This is a genomic window from Paenibacillus eucommiae (genome assembly GCF_017874215.1).
Classification (GTDB): domain Bacteria; phylum Bacillota; class Bacilli; order Paenibacillales; family NBRC-103111; genus Paenibacillus_AI; species Paenibacillus_AI eucommiae.
The window spans coordinates 493,162-510,915 of record NZ_JAGGLB010000001.1; the positions used below are offsets into that span (position 1 = coordinate 493,162).

The 17,754-nt window shown below is 46.9% G+C and carries 9 protein-coding genes; all 9 read right to left on the minus strand.

The window, feature by feature from the left end; all coding sequences use genetic code 11:
- Nucleotides 1-2: 2 nt before the first annotated feature.
- Nucleotides 3-3,935 carry an S-layer homology domain-containing protein gene (locus J2Z66_RS01675; protein WP_209969107.1) on the minus strand — a complete coding sequence of 1,311 codons (3,933 nt, stop codon included), beginning with the start codon at nucleotides 3,933-3,935 and terminating at the stop codon, nucleotides 3-5.
- A gap of 17 nt (nucleotides 3,936-3,952) precedes the next feature.
- A complete protein-coding gene (locus J2Z66_RS01680; RefSeq protein WP_209969110.1) occupies nucleotides 3,953-6,319 on the minus strand; it encodes an alpha-L-rhamnosidase-related protein in 2,367 nt (788 codons plus the stop codon).
- Nucleotides 6,320-6,342: 23 nt separating this feature from the next.
- Nucleotides 6,343-9,000 (minus strand): hypothetical protein, encoded by a 2,658-nt coding sequence (locus J2Z66_RS01685; protein ID WP_209969112.1) that lies wholly within the window; start codon nucleotides 8,998-9,000, stop codon nucleotides 6,343-6,345.
- A gap of 33 nt (nucleotides 9,001-9,033) precedes the next feature.
- Entirely contained in the window at nucleotides 9,034-9,978 is a 945-nt protein-coding gene (locus J2Z66_RS01690) for a helix-turn-helix domain-containing protein (RefSeq protein ID WP_209969114.1), read from the minus strand.
- 1,072 nt (nucleotides 9,979-11,050) lie between these two features.
- Nucleotides 11,051-11,731: a queuosine precursor transporter gene (locus tag J2Z66_RS01695; protein WP_209969117.1), complete on the minus strand. Its 681-nt coding sequence runs from the start codon at nucleotides 11,729-11,731 to the stop codon at nucleotides 11,051-11,053.
- Nucleotides 11,732-11,838: 107 nt separating this feature from the next.
- Nucleotides 11,839-13,911, minus strand: a complete 2,073-nt coding sequence (locus tag J2Z66_RS01700) for a beta-galactosidase trimerization domain-containing protein (RefSeq protein ID WP_209969120.1) — start codon at nucleotides 13,909-13,911, stop codon at nucleotides 11,839-11,841.
- 18 nt (nucleotides 13,912-13,929) lie between these two features.
- Nucleotides 13,930-14,814: a carbohydrate ABC transporter permease gene (locus J2Z66_RS01705; RefSeq protein ID WP_312894334.1), complete on the minus strand. Its 885-nt coding sequence runs from the start codon at nucleotides 14,812-14,814 to the stop codon at nucleotides 13,930-13,932.
- Nucleotides 14,815-14,829: 15 nt separating this feature from the next.
- Nucleotides 14,830-15,687 carry an ABC transporter permease gene (locus tag J2Z66_RS01710; protein ID WP_209969541.1) on the minus strand — a complete coding sequence of 286 codons (858 nt, stop codon included), beginning with the start codon at nucleotides 15,685-15,687 and terminating at the stop codon, nucleotides 14,830-14,832.
- Nucleotides 15,688-15,867: 180 nt separating this feature from the next.
- Nucleotides 15,868-17,586, minus strand: a complete 1,719-nt coding sequence (locus J2Z66_RS01715) for an extracellular solute-binding protein (RefSeq protein WP_209969123.1) — start codon at nucleotides 17,584-17,586, stop codon at nucleotides 15,868-15,870.
- Nucleotides 17,587-17,754 lie beyond the last annotated feature (168 nt).

The following is a 17,754-nucleotide window of genomic DNA, read 5'->3' on the forward strand; positions in this document are numbered from 1 at the left end:
ACTTAAATTTTCTGTAAAAAATTATAAATTGCTTGAGCAACCTCAGCACGGCTGGCAGATGCTGAGGGGCTAAACCGGTTTCTTTCGAGCCCTTCCATTAACCCTTCATAGACGGCAGATTGGATATATTCTACTGCCCAATCGGATATTTGACTGTTATCCGTAAATGAAATCGCCGCTTTGCCCATTGTTTTGCCGCTCTTGTAATAGAATGCGCGGACGAGTATCACTGTCATTTCTTCACGGGAAATTTGATCATTGGGGGCGAACGTAGTTGAGCTCTTTCCTTCAATCAGCTTCGCTTCGTAGGCAGCTCCTACTGCATCCGCGTACCATTGCGATGAATCTACATCAGTAAACGCTGCTGTCCCCCTCGATTTTAAGTCAAGCAACCGCGAAAGCATAGCGGCAAATTCCGCACGCGTTGTTTTACCCCCTGGCACAAATGTTGTTTCCGTCATGCCTTCAATCACATGTTTTGCTGCCAGTACTTGTAACGCTTTGTTGACCCAATGCGTATCAGGCACATCATTAAATGTCTGGTTATATTCGAGCACAGCATATTTGCTGAAATGTCTCAACTGCACCACTACTGTTTTTTGCTGGCTATTCATCGTTCCATTGATAAACTCCCATTGTCCCGACTTCTCATTATGAGTATAGACACCAAGAAGGCCTTCATTTCCTTTAGCCCTGTCGTAATAAAACTCAACATCAACTGGTTTGTTAAATGCCTCCAATTTATGTTCTTTGCCATCTTTGTCTACAAGGGACAAGGAAAGCTCATAAATACCGTTGCCTGCTTTTAACACTGTGTTTCTCCCGCTATTCCCGTTCATAAGCTCAGCAGTTGCGTTCTCATCCAGCTTCTTGGTTTTTAACACAATGAGATCGTCTTTCGTCGCTTCTCTGCCCAACAATGCCGTCAATGCTGAGAAAACGTCGGAAGGAAAGAGCATCGTTGCTCCATCGGTAATCACTTCCAGCCGGTTACTGCCCAACAATATGGCGCTATGAGCCGGCAGCCGCAGTTCATCTTCTCCCTTACTCATACGAATGGTGGCCTTTCCGTTTTTTACGTTCTTCCAAACACTCTCATCCACAGTTTTTCTGTCATTTACAATCGGCTTAGGAGACGAATCCACCTGGGTTGAGGGTGCAGGATTTGAGGTACTTGGCTGCTGAACAACGATAGTCGGATTCGTTATTACCGTTACTTCAGGACCATCAGTGCTCCAATTACCAGCGGCATCTCCCGCTTTCACTTTAAACAAGTATGTAGTACCCGGTTCTAGTCTGGTCACATAATACCCATACACACTTCCGCTCACACTCGTCAGCACATCATTTCCTTTGTATACCTGGTATGTGACAACATCTCGATTATCTTGCGCAGGCGTCCACGTAAGCTGGAGGCTCGTCTGGCCCACATCCGTCGCAGACAGATTACTTCCGTCAGGCCATGCGGGATGTTCCCTATCTTCTGGCGTTTCTTCTGCCTTTGTGGTTACCATTACTTCGGGGCCGTCTTGACTCCAATTACCTGCGGCATCTCCCGCTTCAACCTTGAATGCATAACCTGTATCTGGCTGCAGGCCTTGTACTTCATATTCCGTACTGTCACCGCTAATGGTGTTCCGAAGCTCATTATTAACATAAATTCGATACCCCGTCACCTTCCAATTATCAGTGGCTGGCGTCCAAGACAGAGTTACACCCGTTTCTCCTACCGCGGAGCCCCACAGCTCGCTTCCGTCTTCCCATGCCGGTGCCTTCACGTCAGCTGGCGCTTCATTCTCATAAATAATGAACAACCGGCCTTCTCCAGCGTCGAACCCAGCAGACAATTCCCCTGTCTCAGTATTGTAATTCGTATTGATTTCTTCACCGGTCACCTTTGAAACTTCCATTACTGCAGCCGGCTTGCCAGGAAGCGTAAAAGGAATGACCCGACCGTTGCTAGTTCCACGATTGACGACCATCACATAAGCTTGCCCATCAGGACCTTCCAACTGACTGATCACCGCGGGATGATCCGGGTTCGTCGGCTGAAAGAAGAAGTCATCAGGCAAACGATTCGTTCCTTGCGGTGGTTCACCGCTATGATAAACCGCTTTAGAAGTCAGCTTCTTCAAGGCCGGTCCAAGGGCTAGTACTTCGGCATTCAGCTTTTTGGCATATTCATAGGTTACATTCCGCGTTCCATCAGGTAAAATCAGCGCTCCGAAATAGGGTGCAGCCCACGATGCACCGGTGAAATAAGTATAATATAGCAAACCTTTTGTTCCGTATGCCAAGTTGGAATAGAGCTCCAAGCGCATATCCTGTTCTGTCGGCTGGCGATACAAGCCTTCAATCCCGGTAGATTGGACAAAGGACCAGAAGTCAGTGTTGCTCCTCAAGGATTGTTTGCGGATAATCTCAAGATTTTCGTAAAAATTGCTGCGCATGCTGCCATCACTCATAAAAGGATAGTTGTCAAAAGCCAGCACATCCGGCTTAGTCTGCAGCCAGCGATAAATATAATCCTCATAAGAGAACGGCGTAAATAGCTGGTTGACGATAAAATACAGATCCTGCTGCTGCATCACTCCATTTAAATAAGCGCTCCCGTAACGATCCAATTCATCAAGCGCGACGACAGAGCCGATAAACCCGTCTCCTCCACCCAGATGCTCCAGCTCGAAATAGTATTCGGTATCCGGTTGGACAGATACATTGAAATAAAAGATTGGCCAATCGTTGCTCATCTTGTCGACAACTTGCTCATGAAGCAGCTCTGTTTTGTCTGCCGAATCCCACAACGTCACCTTCACCTTCTCGTCTTGGGTCCATGTGCCTGAATTCAGGAACATTCTAATAGTAGACAATTGATATTCATTACTTTCAGTTCGGAATGTTTGGCCAAGCGGCACGCCTGTAGTTAAACTCAAATTATGCCTTAATTCAACCTCGCTGAAAAAGTGTTCAAAACTTCCGTAATTAGGGAATAGATTGACGTATACCTTATGATCAGGATCGTATTCTTTTAATTTTTTGGTTGCATCTTCCAGTCTGTGCATAAGGGCAAATGACGGTTCGTCACGCAAATTATAGCCATAAAATGCAGGTTTATCCTTGAAATTATCGGTTAAATACTTTAAATAATCGTCAGTAGGTCTTGCTCCTTCTGAATAGGCGCTCGCTTCTTTGGAAAACCTGACCTCAAAGTAGAGATCATTCGTTTGCGGCTGGCCGTTCACATAAGCCTGGCCGTCTGCATAAACGTCATTTTTACTCGCCAGGATGTTGCCTATGTCATGGTCCGTATGCGTTGCCAATTCCAAATAAAAGGATGTGTTAGCTGAATCTACATATTGATTTATCCAAAACTCAGCATATTCCGTTGGAATCGGGCTGGCGACCGAATCGCACCCCATAGTTTTCGTCTTGAGAGGACTATCGTATACACATAAGTTAAGCTTTGCTCCTGCTGGCCATTGCTGAACATCCAGCTTGATCGCAATGCTTCCAATAAACCATTTCAAATGACTGTTCGGGTTGTCAGTCGGACCATGGAAAGTTTGGCCAATGGTTTGGATTCGCTTCACCACATAACCGTTCCCATCACTGATCCGCTGCTGAATCATTCTGGACTTGGACACGAGGCCCCAATCCATGCCCATAAATTTAAGCCCATACTTCTCACTTAAGTTCAGAGCAGCTTCATTCGTTGCATGGGTCACCAAACCATTGTCGCCAATAATTAAATTGGCATTCATTTCCGCTATTTCCGCATAACGTGCATCTGTCGTTTGAACCGGGTCCGGCGGTTCATAGATCCCGATCGGAAACCGGTCAATCGTACTTTCAGCTGCCTGTGCAGCGGAACTTGCTGCTAATGAACCGAGCAGCGCAATCAGGAACATGTACCATACAGTTCGTATTGGTCTCATTCTTTTCATTTCCCCTTTCAAATTTCAATATGGACAAACGATTCAATCTCTGCCTCATTACGGCCTTCATATTCATGAACCGTACCATCGGGCAAACGAATTTCCGTAGGAATTCCATGCAGCCCCTTTACATCAATATGAAACTTGCCATTCTCTCCATCCTTATGCCATGACACACTAACGACACCATGAGGAGTCACAACTGCCCCTTCCGCCCAGGTAAGGCTGCCAAGCTTAGGCTCAATCACAAGACGGGAAAAACCTATCCCCCCAGACTTAACCCCTAAGATTTCGCAAGGGAATTCATAAAGCGGCACGGCTCCCCAAGCATGGCAATCACTCCTCTCCGACACCAGATCTTCCAGCCATGTAGTCATATGCAGGTTGACCTGATCTCTCCATAAATCCCACTTTTCAAAGGTCATCTCATACGTTCCCGCACTTGACATAGCCCGAAAAAGGAAAAACATCATCGAGTACGAAACCTGCAGCAGCAATTGATTATTCATCAGCTCGATGGATATCCTGCGCGCCTCATCTCCATGGACCGCACCGGCAAGAATGGCCCACAGCTGGGCATGCTGACTGTATTGCTCAAGCCCGGGACCGTCTTGAAACAACTGAAGCTCCGATGACCAGCACTGCTCCTTTACAGCCGTGATGATGTTACTTGCCTGATCCTTGTATTCGCTTGCGCAGTCCTTTCTGCCTGTTCTTTCATGGAGATATGCCGCTTTATGCAGCGCATCCGCATACATCAAATTGTACACCGTCAACGGTCCACGCCTCCCTGGACACGGCACACCTCGTGATTGACTCGTTTCCCATTCGTCAACCCAGTCGACATAAGACCAATAGCTTTTCGGTGCAGCTTTCAAGAGACCATCCGTGCCTATACGTCTTCCAAACCAATCCAATACAGCATCAATGGTCGGTCGATACCGGCGGACCAATGTCTCGTCCCCCCAATAATGGAAATGATCGTACACCATCATGATCCAGTGTAAGGCAAACCCGGGTATGACCTGCGGCTGATTGCAGGGATAGCGGCTTTGCAGCATACCGCCGGGCAGCAGCGAGCTGTGAAAATCATGAATCGCTTTGCGCGCCAACCGGTCGTCCCCGCTAACGTTGTAAGTAAACAGGATCTGCAGACGAGTATCCATACTGTACTGAAGCTGTTCATAATAAGGGCAATCGATATACGTCTCGTGCATACAACGCTGCAACGTTCGCAGGCTATTATCCCATAAGGGTGACAAAGTCTCGTCCGAGCATGCAAACGCGGCCTTTACCTCTAATGGATAGCCCGTCTCGCGATAATCCGCACAATGTAACATGAGCGGCTCGTTCGCTACGAAGATGTCCAATTGGATAAATCGGAACGTACGAAATAAGAAGGTTTCGTACGATTCAGATCCAAACTCGTTATTTCCTGATACCAGGTAAGCTTCCCGGTTACCCCGGAGCACCTTCCCCTCCGGGTCATCCCTCACCCCCTTTCTTCCATCTTCTGTTTCATAGCTTTCCGAGCATAGAAAGCTGATTTCGCTCCCCTTGCCTCCTTCCATAACAAATCGAAGATAACCCGTTGTCAGCTCTCCGGCATCCAGTTCCAACGTTAACCTGGTTCCGGCAGGCACATGCAATCCTCTTGTGCCATTCAACAAATGCGCGATATCTGCTTTGCTAATTACTCCCTTGTGCCGAATCAAGCTGACGAAGCTCCTCTGCCGTTCATACATCGCGGGGATCGGCCTTGCCTTAAGCTGCCACGGGGTCAAGGCTCCACCGATCGGGTGATAAGTCTCACTGATTATGACTGCGGACTGCCAATGCCGACTATTGAAATGGATGGTCTCCCAACCATGCGGGACAGCCAAACCGTCAACCGACTCCAGCCCTCCGACGCAAGTTTGCGTCTCTTGCAGCAAGGTAAGCGAACAGTCGTACATACACTTCCAATGCTCGTTGCTTGATAGGTCCTCTATAACCCTGCCATCTTCATAAACTACTGCACCTTGCAGCAAAAAAACGCCAGTTGCCGCACTCATAATAGCCGAGGGTGCCAGCCTGTCATCCTCGTAATGAAGCACTTTGGCGGCAAGGATATTCCCCCCTTCCTGAAGTCTGTCTGATAGATCGACAATTTCATAGTAATGTGTCTTCCCATCCCCTCTGCAGGGCCCGACTGCAACGGATTCTCCATTCAGAAACAATCGGTATCTGCTATCTGCCGATACATCGACAACGAGTTGGCAGCCTGCCGTGTCTGCAAGGTGAAATTCACGGCGAAAATAAACCAATTGAAAGTCTTTTTTCCTGGACGTATCCTGTTTCTCTGCCCAAATCCATCTCGCATGCCAATCCTTTTCTTCCTCCATACGGTTTCTCTACTCCTTTTATCCTATATCTGTTGTAGCACTTCATATTGCAGCTTGATTTCGGCTTTGCCTGTGAAAGCTTCGATTCTTACACTCTCTGTATCCTTATCGTAAATCCCGCCGAATACAGCATTGGGGACTCCGCCAGTTGGATGTGGAAGGCGGAAGACTACCGCTGCAGGCATTCGCCCGGAAGCACATTCGAGCGTTGCGATGATCACCCCCTTAGCCGATTGAGATTCTACCCTCAGGGTGATAGGTCCATAATAACTGACGGCATTACGCAGCTCGATGACCTTCCCATCCTCCAGCCATTGTCTTGGCACCCCAGGCAGCAAGCGTAATGTCTGCCCATCCTCCATATATAGCATCCAGCGTGTCTGCATGAGAAACCAGGCTTCCTCATGCGTTTTGTGTGGGCTCGCATGCCAATAATGCTCCCAGAACGTATAGGTCTCCCGGTCCGCCAAACCAGCGAATCCGTTATAATAAGCTTTCAGGAACGGCTTAACTTCACCGCGTTTCAAATGTACCCATGGGTGTATGCTGTAATACGGCTGGCTAAAACCAACATTACGACTGAACATCAATTCAGTATGATATTGCAACAGTGAGCTGGCAGCCTCTTCATTAGGTGAAATAACTTCCTGGAAAATCAGGTAAAGTGGGCCGAGCAGCGAATCACGCGATAAAATAGAGCCATGGGTCATCCATTTTCCCGCTTCAGCATATAAGCTGAGAGGAGCCTGATCCTCAACCCAAGGAGGCGATGACGGCACCCAGCTTCCATCGCCAAGCGGAACGACGGGTGAGTTAGCCATCGATTTGGTAAATGCCGTGCAAATATCCCGTTTCAGCGCTTCCGCCTGCTGTCGAATGTTCGCCGACATATCTGGATCGCTGTGAGTCAGTACCTCCGCCAGGCGGCTGAGACCTAGATACGCATACCCGTTAAGCATGAACGAATGATAGGGATCTTCTGGATCAGCTGTTTTCCCCTCAAGCATCCCGTAGCCCCGATCTCTCAGCTCTGCCGTCTTATTCTTGTGCCGCCATGCCAACAAATAGTGATAGGCTTTCAATAATCCAGGCTTGATTTGCCTGATCCAGGCCTCATCACGGGTGTATCGGTAATGCTCCCCTACACACCATAAGACAGCACCCGTTTCCAGCATATAGCCACCAAAATTTTGCATAAAACCATTCTCATGCTGTTTATCAAAGAAAAACTGCAGCGAGCGGCGTGCTGTGTCATGCCAGCCCATGACATCCATAAATTGGATAATGGGAGAGCTTTCAGAACCAATAGCTGTGTAGACTCCAATAGAAGGAACTAACGTTCCCCTCCGCTCCAAACCATAGGTCACCAAGTCCAGATGGAGAAGGCCTGCCTGCAGCATTTCTTCAATTCGTTTCTCAGGCAGTGTAACCTGCGCGGAAGACGCCAACTTCTCCTGCCAGAACACTCGGCATTCCTCATGCTTAGCTGAAAAATTCTGCTTCTGTAATTTCCGCGCACGCTCCTCAGAGACAGGTTGATGGGGGATGCGAAATTCGTATACCGCTTTATCCCCGGGCATGATCAGAATTGCCTGCTCTTCACAGGCCATCGGTTTGCCATTCATTAGAGACACGGCAAACACCCTGCCCGTTCCGTATTGAGCGAATCCCTGGTCACGGTCAAACTCGTACTCCATTCCAGCACCTAACGTCCATCCGTTTGGAATAACGTTTTTAAACCAGGCGTAACGCGGGACTTCCGTGTTATTGACCGCCTCAACACGAAAGTAAAAGACCGTCTCCTCCTCTTGAATCATCTCCGTGTCCAATAGCTTCTGACGCTGCGATTCTTGCTCTGCGGTCAGCATATGACCAAAACCAAAACCATCTGCAACCAAATAATGAGTGCCCTTTAGCGTCTCCGCCCTCAGCCCGCTATGTTCCATAGAGACGAAAGAAATGCTTTTATATACGATTCCCCCATCCGCAATCTCAGTATGGGCGATCGGCAGCACACCATCCTCCAGTCTCCGAGTCACTGGATCGGTACAGCCAATCCCTCTTCCAAGCAGAAAATGATAGCGAACAGCTTTCCCTTCATTTTCTGGAAGCTTCACTTCTTCTCCGTAATAGCGCGGCTGTACCCAATCCCATTGCAGCTCATCTTTGTTAATTCCGCGAAACCCAAGCTCAAAAATCCGCACATCCCTTGAAGTCCCCAACCAAGTTTGACATGTCATGGAGCGCGTGTGCCTTGCAGCCTCCTCGAAGGATTCTTCCGGTTCCTGCTCCATTTGCTGAAGATAGGTAACAAGCCCCTTTTGCCTGATATTCTGCTCAATCTGCTCATACGTCCTGCCATCCTCTGTTTCCGTTACGGCAGCTCCATATGCAGGAATAAAGATGGGAAAGCGTTTACAAACATCCTTCAGAAAAAAACTGAAAGCGTGCTTGCCTGTCTCAATAGTGACGATCGTTTTCTTCGTTCCGCTCTCCGTCTGTTCTTTAAGAACAAGATTCAGACGACAAGCCCCCCCACTACTAACAAACAAATGCTCCTTCGTCCACCTTCCATCACCCCTGATTACTTCGCCGTCTAGCAAGAGACCGTTACTTACACGAATCAGAGCTTTCGCAGGGGCTTGCTTCCATTCCATACTTACACTGATTTCTGTTGTCATTATGTACCTCCATTATCTATTATCATTACTGTGTCACCTTTCAATTTGCTGCTCCAAATCCTGGTGCTCCCTTGGACTTATGCCTACCAACCTTTTAAATATCTTGTTAAAATAGCTTACATCACTAAATCCAACTTCAGCGCTAACGGAAGATATTTGTATACCTGCGTTATGCAGCAGCAGCAACTTTGCCTTCTCGATGCGAATTTTGTGGATATAGTTGATAATGGACAACCCCGTTGTTTCCTTGAATACGCGGCTCAACTGACGTTCTCCGCAGGATGCAATCGAGACCAGCTTTCCTAGCGTAATATCGGTATTGTAATGCCGTTCTATATATCCAATCACCCTTCTAAAGGAATCTTTAATATAGGGCTGGGAATCCTTTGGGCTGGAGGGACCCTCAACCAATTTGGGCCGCTCTGCATAATACCTGCTTAAACGAAGAATCAGCTCATTGAACATTAATTTAATTAATATTTGATATCCGGCATGCTTGGCCAAAAATTCATTTTCTATCTTCTGAACCAGATTTCTTACTACTTCTGTTGCGCCAACATCCAGCTTCAAAATGGAAGTCAGACGAGCTTTCTCCTTCAGAAAAGGCTGAATATAGAAGAAATCCATCAATTCGGATTGCTCTGAGCTGCATAGCAATGCATAATCAATAATTTCAGGATAAAATAACAGATTTACTACTTCAACCGTTTCTTCATATTCCAAATAATAATTATGATGCTCATCCGGATTCACAATGAAAATATCTCCCGGAGATATTCTATATCTCATCACGCCATACTGCTTGGAATCGAATACATGGGTCGCAGAGCCTTCTAAAACCACAACAAGCTCAACAAATTCATGAGAATGCATATTCATTTGAGTAAAACGATCATGCACCCAGTGGCTCAAATGAAAAGGAAACGTTGGAGTAATCGAATAGTCCTTGGCCATAAGCCTCGGTGTTGGTCGGTTCAAAGTGCCACCTCCGCGTTGTATGTAACTAGATTATAACAAGGGAATATATGGTTGTAATCAGACTATTTCGTCAATCAATAAAAGGATTCGGACATTTTATCCACCAGTGCTACGGATTATGGGCGCTTCCCGATAATGATGGTTTTCATCGCTTATGGGAACATTTACAGAAAAATCGCTTCTTTATGTAAGAAAAAAGCCTTGCGAGTCCTTTGAGGTGCGTGTTCGTGACTTGGGTGCGTTGCCGAGGGAATGGCTGTGGGCTCCAGCCGCTGTTAAAGATTTGTTCCTTTGAATAGTAGAGATGAGGAGGTTGGAACAAATCTTTAAAGGCGGACGCTACCGCTCTTCCTCCCACAGCCATTCCCTCATTCAGCTACAATCAATGAACACCCAGTTCAAGCGGACAGCCAGCAAGGTTTTTTCTCTTGTTTGGAGGAAATTTTCGTAGCGGCAAAGGCGCTGGGGATGAGTAATGGCCCCACCAGTACTCACAATCGAGAGGATCTGCTACTTACCTTCCCTGAACTCAGCTGCAAATTGCCTAACGTGCCACGCTCAAAGCGATAACGAACTGCCAGTAGAGGTTGCTTCCTGAGTGAAAGGGATAGTGAAGATAGGGAAAATCTGAGTTTCCTTTTGATTCCTTAGAGAATGAATGGCACCATCGATTACTTTATCACTGCAAAGCTGCACTCTGTAATAGAAAATTATTCACTACAAGCTTCAAGGTATAGCTTGCTTGGAAGTTCTTGTGTTTTTACATTGGCGTAGTTAGCAGGTTTGGCTGCATTCACTCACTCTTACCTCCTTGGCTTGCTTGAACAAAGTAGGGTATTGCCTTTCGGCGCCCTTCCCTCCATGAGGTTTTGTTGTCCTCACTTCATCGGTACTACGCCCCCTCCGACTCCCTTTCCGCAGCTCGCCATTTCACCTTTCGGGCTTATATTAGTTGTGCCTAGCTTGGCTAGGCGCGCAAACCACAGAAAAACCCAAGCCTAGGTTCGGCTTGGGCTCATTCTTGAGCTCATCATCATACGAATCGAATTGCCTTACTATATGTTTCACGACCTCAGTCAGTAAACTTAAAGCTCCTGGCCCAATAAATAACCGGAGTCGAGGCCGCTGAGATGACGAATTTGATTACATAAGTCGTTATTACGATATCCCACCAGACGTCCCAGGTGTACACACCCGCGAAAGCAATGCCACAGAAAATCAACGTATCCACCATCTGGCTGACCCCTGTGCTGCCGATGTTGCGAATCCACAGCTGGCCGCGTGTCGGAAACTTTACTTTCAGCTTGCTGAAGAGCTTTACATCGAGGAACTGGCTCACGAAGTAAGCCGCCAAGCTGCCCAAGGCGATCCTTGGCATCAACCCGAAAATCGTTTCCAGAGAAGACTGTGCCGGAACCTCAGTTTCCACAGGCTCAAATACAAGCACCATCTGCATAATGATTACACTCATTATCAGGATAAAAAAGCCAAACCATACAACCTTCTTCGCTTCCTTCTCGCCATGCTTCTCATTCAATAAGTCCGTTACGAGATAAATCGTAGCGTACATCGTATTGCCCAGCGTCATCACAAAACCGAACATGTCAATCGTCTTAATGACTTGAATGTTGGCCAATACGACCGCTGCACCAATCCACGCGTATAATCCCTGCTTACCGAACAACCGGTAGCAAATCAGGAACAACGCAAAGTTGACCAGGACGAAAATCACGCCCCAACCGAAATTAAACATACACTTTCATCCTCCTAGTTTTGTTGACGCGGGAGTTTTCGAACCGCGGCTCCCCTCTGGGAAGCAAACGTCTATTATTATAGCATAGAAAATAAGCCAAGTATGTACTAGAATTTTTCCAACACAAGCAAATGAAACGTCTCCAACCTCGGAGCTGTAAATACCAGATGGCCTTCCACAATTTGATAGTCGATGCTCACATTTTGCGGTACCCACAATAACTTGCCCGGCTCCATGTCGTCATCCATTCGTATTTTCACCTGAATGCCTTCAACGGGGATATTGGGCAGCTCTGCCTGGAAATTAAGCATATAGATGAGATATCTTTCCGCAGACTGATCGTAAAATAAAGTGATTTCCACAGATTTAGGTGCATCCGATTCAAAATAAAACGGTTTGGATGCCAGCGAGCGAATCAAATTCGTAAAGATGGCCCGCTGCCCCTCATGAGGAACGCCTTCCAAATCTCCGGCAGCATATACGACTTTGCCTTGACCATAATTGTTTTGGACGATAGCAGGCCAGTCCGTTTGAATGCCTGGAGGGTTGCTGATGGCTGAAGCAAATTTGCCGATGATTTTGGGATTTACAAAGGGAAGCGTTATGTTAGCCACAGTCTGAACGCCGGCTGCCGCTGTAACGAGCATTTGCGAGCCCTGGATCGTAGCCGGATATTTGCGCGAGTATGTGGAGAATATCTTGCCGTCAGCTGCCGCGGGGGCCATGTAAGTAACTTGTTCCTCCGTCTCCCCTGCATAAGAAACACCAAACAAATCAGCTAATTGGAAATCAGCCTGTTCGATTCCATCTTTGTTCCAAAGCGAGGTGCGCTTACTTGCGTACAAGCCGCCGCCTTGTTCCACATACTTTTTAAATGCGGTCACTTCCTCTTCATCCATCCACCCAACGTTCGGCAAAATAACAACTTGAAAACGGGACAGCTCGTGCAAATTTTTCTTCGTCACCACACCATATGGTATATTAGCTTCTATTAATGATTTGGCCGCCTGGGTAGCCCGGGCTATTAAAGCCTTTTCCCCTTCATAAAGCGGAATTTCCGATTCGAAATTAATATAAATCGCCACGTCCTGGCAAAACAGCGCATCATGATTCATATATGTCTCATAAGCTTCTACTTCTTTATACAGTTCCCCCATAGTCGCATATACATGCTGGTCCAACGTTCCCACAGGATCTATCGCATCGATAAATAAAAAGCCGCCTTGATTCGCCATGCAGGCATACATGTGAGCGCGCAGCAGCTCCTTGGGCTTGTTCGTCGTATGGTCGGTTAAATCGGGGCAGCGCGAGGTCATATATTCAAACGGTTTATTTTCGGTCAAATGATAAAAGGCCTTGCATGTAAAAGATTGATGCAGCGCATCCCCATAGAAATCTCCACTGGTGTAATCGCTTTGCTGAAAGGCAGCGCCCGACATTCCCGCTTTCCAGCCAACCGACCAAGCGGAGCATTGATGTCCTACCGTGGCATCCGGCTTCCTGGCTTTAATGACTGCCGTGATCTCACCCGTAAATTCAGCAAGCCACTCTTCTCTTTTTCGCTGAAACCGCACCCAGCCCGGATCCTGCCAATCTACAACCCGAGGCATATCGCCGCCGATCTCCTGATGGTATCTTTTGCGGCAGCCCGAGCAGTAACAGACCGTGTACGGCCAAAAAATCATATCGATCCACATACCCTCGAATTCATACCGCTCACACAGCTCCTCGATCTGAGAGATCATAAAGCTACGGTAAGGCGTGTTGAAGCAGCATACCCCGTAACGCCCCTTGTCCCACAAATATTCTGCTGTACCCTCACCTTTTTCTGAAACCACACGCCATTCCGGATGCTCATCATAAGCCCATTTTGACCAAAAATTATAATAAACAATGACGTTCATCCCTTTGCCATGACAGCCCTCAATCAGCTCTCCCAAGGTATCCCTGCCCTGAATGCCCTTATGCATATGACCTACCTTTGTTGGCCAGTAAGCAATTCCAAGACATGAGGTCGCATAGATCATAGCCGTGTCCACATGAGCCAGTTCCAGCATCTCGACATAATTTTGCGGCTCAAATTCCGATAGAAACCGTCCATCCCAGTCAGGGATATGCATATCGGTCAGGCTGCGCCGAAAACTGGACTTGTACCATGGCTTTGCTCGTTTGTTCATCATGACTTCCCTCCCAATCGTTTATTCTTTTACACTGCCAATCACAATACCCTGGATAAAAAATCTTTGCAGAAAAGGATACACCAGCAAAATAGGCAAAGCTCCCATGAAAATTTGCGCAGCCTTCACCGTGCGGTCTGAAATTTCTTTCATCGTTTTGATGTCCTGTTCGGTTAGCGAAGTGAAATCGCGCTGGATGACCACCGTTTGCAAATAGCTTTGCAGCGGATAATGATCGGGAGAATTCATCAGAATAAGCCCATCAAACCAGGAATTCCAATGCCCTACCACAGTGAACAGGACCAGAGTTGCCAGCGCAGGAGCCGAGAGTGGAATGTAGACCCGAAGCAAAGTTTTGACATGCCCCGCACCGTCGATAAAAGCAGCTTCTTCCAAATCCTTCGGCAATGCACGGAAGAAATTAAGCAGCAAAATCACATTAAACACAGGCACAGCACTCGGAATCACCAAAGCCCATATCGTATCCAGCAGCCCCGTTGCCCGAATCGTCATATACCAGGGAATCAGTCCACCGCTAAAAAGAATAGAAAAGAACAGCACCCAAACATACAGCGTACGCCATTTAAACACCGATGCTTCCTTGGAAAGCGGATAAGCCATTAAAATCGTAAACATCATATTAATTACAGTGCCTAGAAAAACCCGCTGTACAGAGACCACAAGTGAGGTTATAAATTCTTTTTTGGCTAATACAAATTCGTAAGATTTCGTAGTGAAATCCACAGGCCACAGCTTGACAGCTCCGGCAGAAGCCGCAACATTATCGCTGAAAGATATCGCCAGAACATGAATCATCGGCAGTAAACAAAGTAGGGACATACCAATTAACAGCGTGTAGTTGCAAATGCTGAAAATTTTCCTGCTTAGGGATGTACGCTGGTTCACTCCTAACCCTCCTCTTTAAAAAATACGGTAATTGGCGAAGCGGTAGGCCAGAAAGTAAGTCCCTGAAATAAAGATGCAGGATACTACAGAGCTTAGCAGTCCTATGGCTGTAGCAGGTCCATATTGGGCATTGATCAACCCCATTCGATATACAAAAGTATCAATAATATCTCCGCTTTCATATACCTGAGGACTGTACAAATTAAACACCTGATCGAAGCCCGCATTGAGAATACTCCCCAAGCTGAGTGTAGCCATCAGTACAATAATAGGCCTCATTCCAGGCAGAGTAACATGCCATGTTTGCCTTAAGCGGTTCGCTCCATCCACCACGGCTGCTTCATACAGCGTCGGATTAATACTGGTGAGTGCAGCTAAATAAATAATCGTGCTAAACCCAAATTCCTTCCAAATGTTTGAAAGCACAAGTACATACGGAAACCATTGATTGCTGCCTAAAAAATAGATCGGTTCAACCCCAACTGCCACCAAAAGTGAATTCACAATGCCTGTGGATGGCGATAAAAGATCAATCAAAATTCCACCGAGAATAACCCAGGAAAGAAAGTGAGGCAGATAAATCAAGGTCTGAACACTGCGTTTCACAAACTTGGCGGCAATTTCGTTCAGCAGCAATGCTGCAGTGATAGGCACAATCAAGCCTGTGATAATTTTCATAAAAGCAATAAACACCGTATTTCCCAGCACCTGCAGCGTATCCGGCAAGCTCCAGAAATATTTAAAATTCGCCAGCCCGACCCACTGGGAGTCAAAAAAACCTTTTGCCGGAATGTACTTCTGAAAAGCGATCACGATGCCCAGCATCGGACCGTAGCTGTAGATCAGGACGATCAGCAGACCCGGCCAGAGCATCAAATGTAATGGTAAATTCGCTGTTCTTCCCCGCAAGCCAATTCCCCCTTTCGCACTCCCATATAACCGTAAGGAGAAAGGAGCGCTTCTGAGTTCCCACGCTCCTCGTCCCCTTACCTACTCCTACTTTTACTCCAATTCTCCCTCGCTTACTTTTCGCATTACTTCGAATTCGTCCCGTTATTTGCCTGCAGCCCAATCGTTTACTTGTTTAGTGATTTCATCCCCGCCAAGCTTTTTCCAGTTTTCCACGAACTTGTCGAATTCATCTATCGAAGCGCCCATAATGATTTTGGTGAACGCCTCCGTCTCCATTTTACTGAGTGTCGGGCCTTTATCCACGGTTGCCTGCAGAGCAGCCCCATAGAATTCATTGTTGATATACAAATTATTATCCTTGTAATATCCGGATATCGACATTGATCCACCTTCGCCGAATATGACGTCCCATCCCCATAATGTGCGGTCGCCTTCGTTGAACTTTTTGATTTTTTCGTATACGCCCATGTCATCGCCAGTCAATTCCGACGTATTGCCGTCCTTTAGCGCTTGAACAACCTTTTTGGATTGATCGACATTTTTAAAAGCCCGGTAAGCGGCCATCGCATTCATTTGCCAAATTTCACTGCCATCAGCAGCGTTGACCAATGCTTCATTAATAGCAGGGTCTTTGTTCTCATAGAACGTCCGGACCCACAGATCGAGCATCTTCAATAAAGCCTCTGGGTTCTTCACGCCTTTTTTTACAACCCAGTACCCATTAACTCCTAAATTAACTTGGTTTACTGCCGGGGTTCCGTCTATTGAAGGAAGCGGATACGCCTTCCATTCGGCTTCAGCGTTTTTATCGACTACTGTCTGCAATGGGTACAATCCCACATAGGGGGATGCATACAAAATACCAATTTTGTTGTTAATCATATCTTCCCCGACCTTGGCAAAAGCTTTCGAACCGAATTCACGATCGATTTGGCCAGCTTTGAACATCTCCTGCAGCTTTTGCAGTGCTGCTTTCATTTCAGGTTGAACCGAGCTGTACACCAATTGACCTGAAGCGTCCTTCAGCCAAATTCCGCGATACGCGTGATACCCGTTCAAGAACCCGTTCAGCGTGCTGAAATCTTTATCAAATGCCAAGCCGAATGTATCCTTTTTGTTATTTCCGTCAGGGTCCTTTGTTGTGAACGCTTCGGATATCGCCAGCAAATCCTGCAGAGATTTCGGTTCCGGCAGGTTCAGCTTCTGCAGCCAATCGCTGCGCAGCCACACCATAGAGGAGCCTTCCTGCGTTCCAATGGTAAATGGAATCGCCATCAGCTTGCCGTCAACGGTTGCCGATTTGAGCGGCAACTCGCCGCCTTCTGTCAGAATGCCTTTGACCCTGTCCGAAGCATTATTGTTATATGCATCAGTCAAATCCATAATCAGGTCAGCATCCGTAAGCTGTTTAAATTGCTCAGCATTGACCATAAAGAAATCAGGAATATCACCTGAAGCGATGGTTAAATTCATTTTCTGTTCAAGCTGGGTCGGATCGACCTCCCACACCGCTTTGATCTTAATGCCGAATTCCTTCTCGTAAGCTCTAGTCCAAGGGTTGTTATCTACCGTATCGCCATTTGTATACTTAATGGTAGGAGCCTTTACCCTTACTGTAGTCAAAGTGATTGGAGGATCATACTTGCTGGCTGCTCCATCGCCCTTGCCTTCATCCGTACCTGAACCATCTGTGCCATCTGTGCCGCTCCCCTTGCTATCAACGGCCGCCGGTGTTGGACTTGATGTTTTAGTCGGTGTAGTTGTCTTGCTTTCAGTTACTTCTTTATCTTTGCTGCACCCTGTAAACACAATTGCCAGTATAGCGATGAGACATACCCTAAGCATCCATGCACGTGTCATTGAGTCGTCCTCCTTATGATTAATTAGCCCTCTTTTATACAGCCCTGCTCATCAAATCCTTATTTGTGCCGGGAGCATCCTCTCCTTGAAAAAGCAAATAGTAAACCGCTTTCATATAGAAATTAAAGTGGGATGAATATGCCTCCATGTATGCCAAAAAATAAAGTT

Excerpts from the sequence above, each read along its gene's own strand:
- J2Z66_RS01695 (WP_209969117.1), bottom strand. The coding sequence starts at position 11,731 with ATGTTTAATTTCGGTTGGGGCGTGATTTTCGTCCTGGTCAACTTTGCG.
- J2Z66_RS01715 (WP_209969123.1), bottom strand. The coding sequence starts at position 17,586 with ATGACACGTGCATGGATGCTTAGGGTATGTCTCATCGCTATACTGGCA.
- J2Z66_RS01710 (WP_209969541.1), bottom strand. The coding sequence starts at position 15,687 with ATGCTCTGGCCGGGTCTGCTGATCGTCCTGATCTACAGCTACGGTCCG.
- J2Z66_RS01700 (WP_209969120.1), bottom strand. The coding sequence starts at position 13,911 with ATGATGAACAAACGAGCAAAGCCATGGTACAAGTCCAGTTTTCGGCGC.
- J2Z66_RS01680 (WP_209969110.1), bottom strand. The coding sequence starts at position 6,319 with ATGGAGGAAGAAAAGGATTGGCATGCGAGATGGATTTGGGCAGAGAAA.
- J2Z66_RS01675 (WP_209969107.1), bottom strand. The coding sequence starts at position 3,935 with ATGAGACCAATACGAACTGTATGGTACATGTTCCTGATTGCGCTGCTC.
- J2Z66_RS01685 (WP_209969112.1), bottom strand. The coding sequence starts at position 9,000 with ATGACAACAGAAATCAGTGTAAGTATGGAATGGAAGCAAGCCCCTGCG.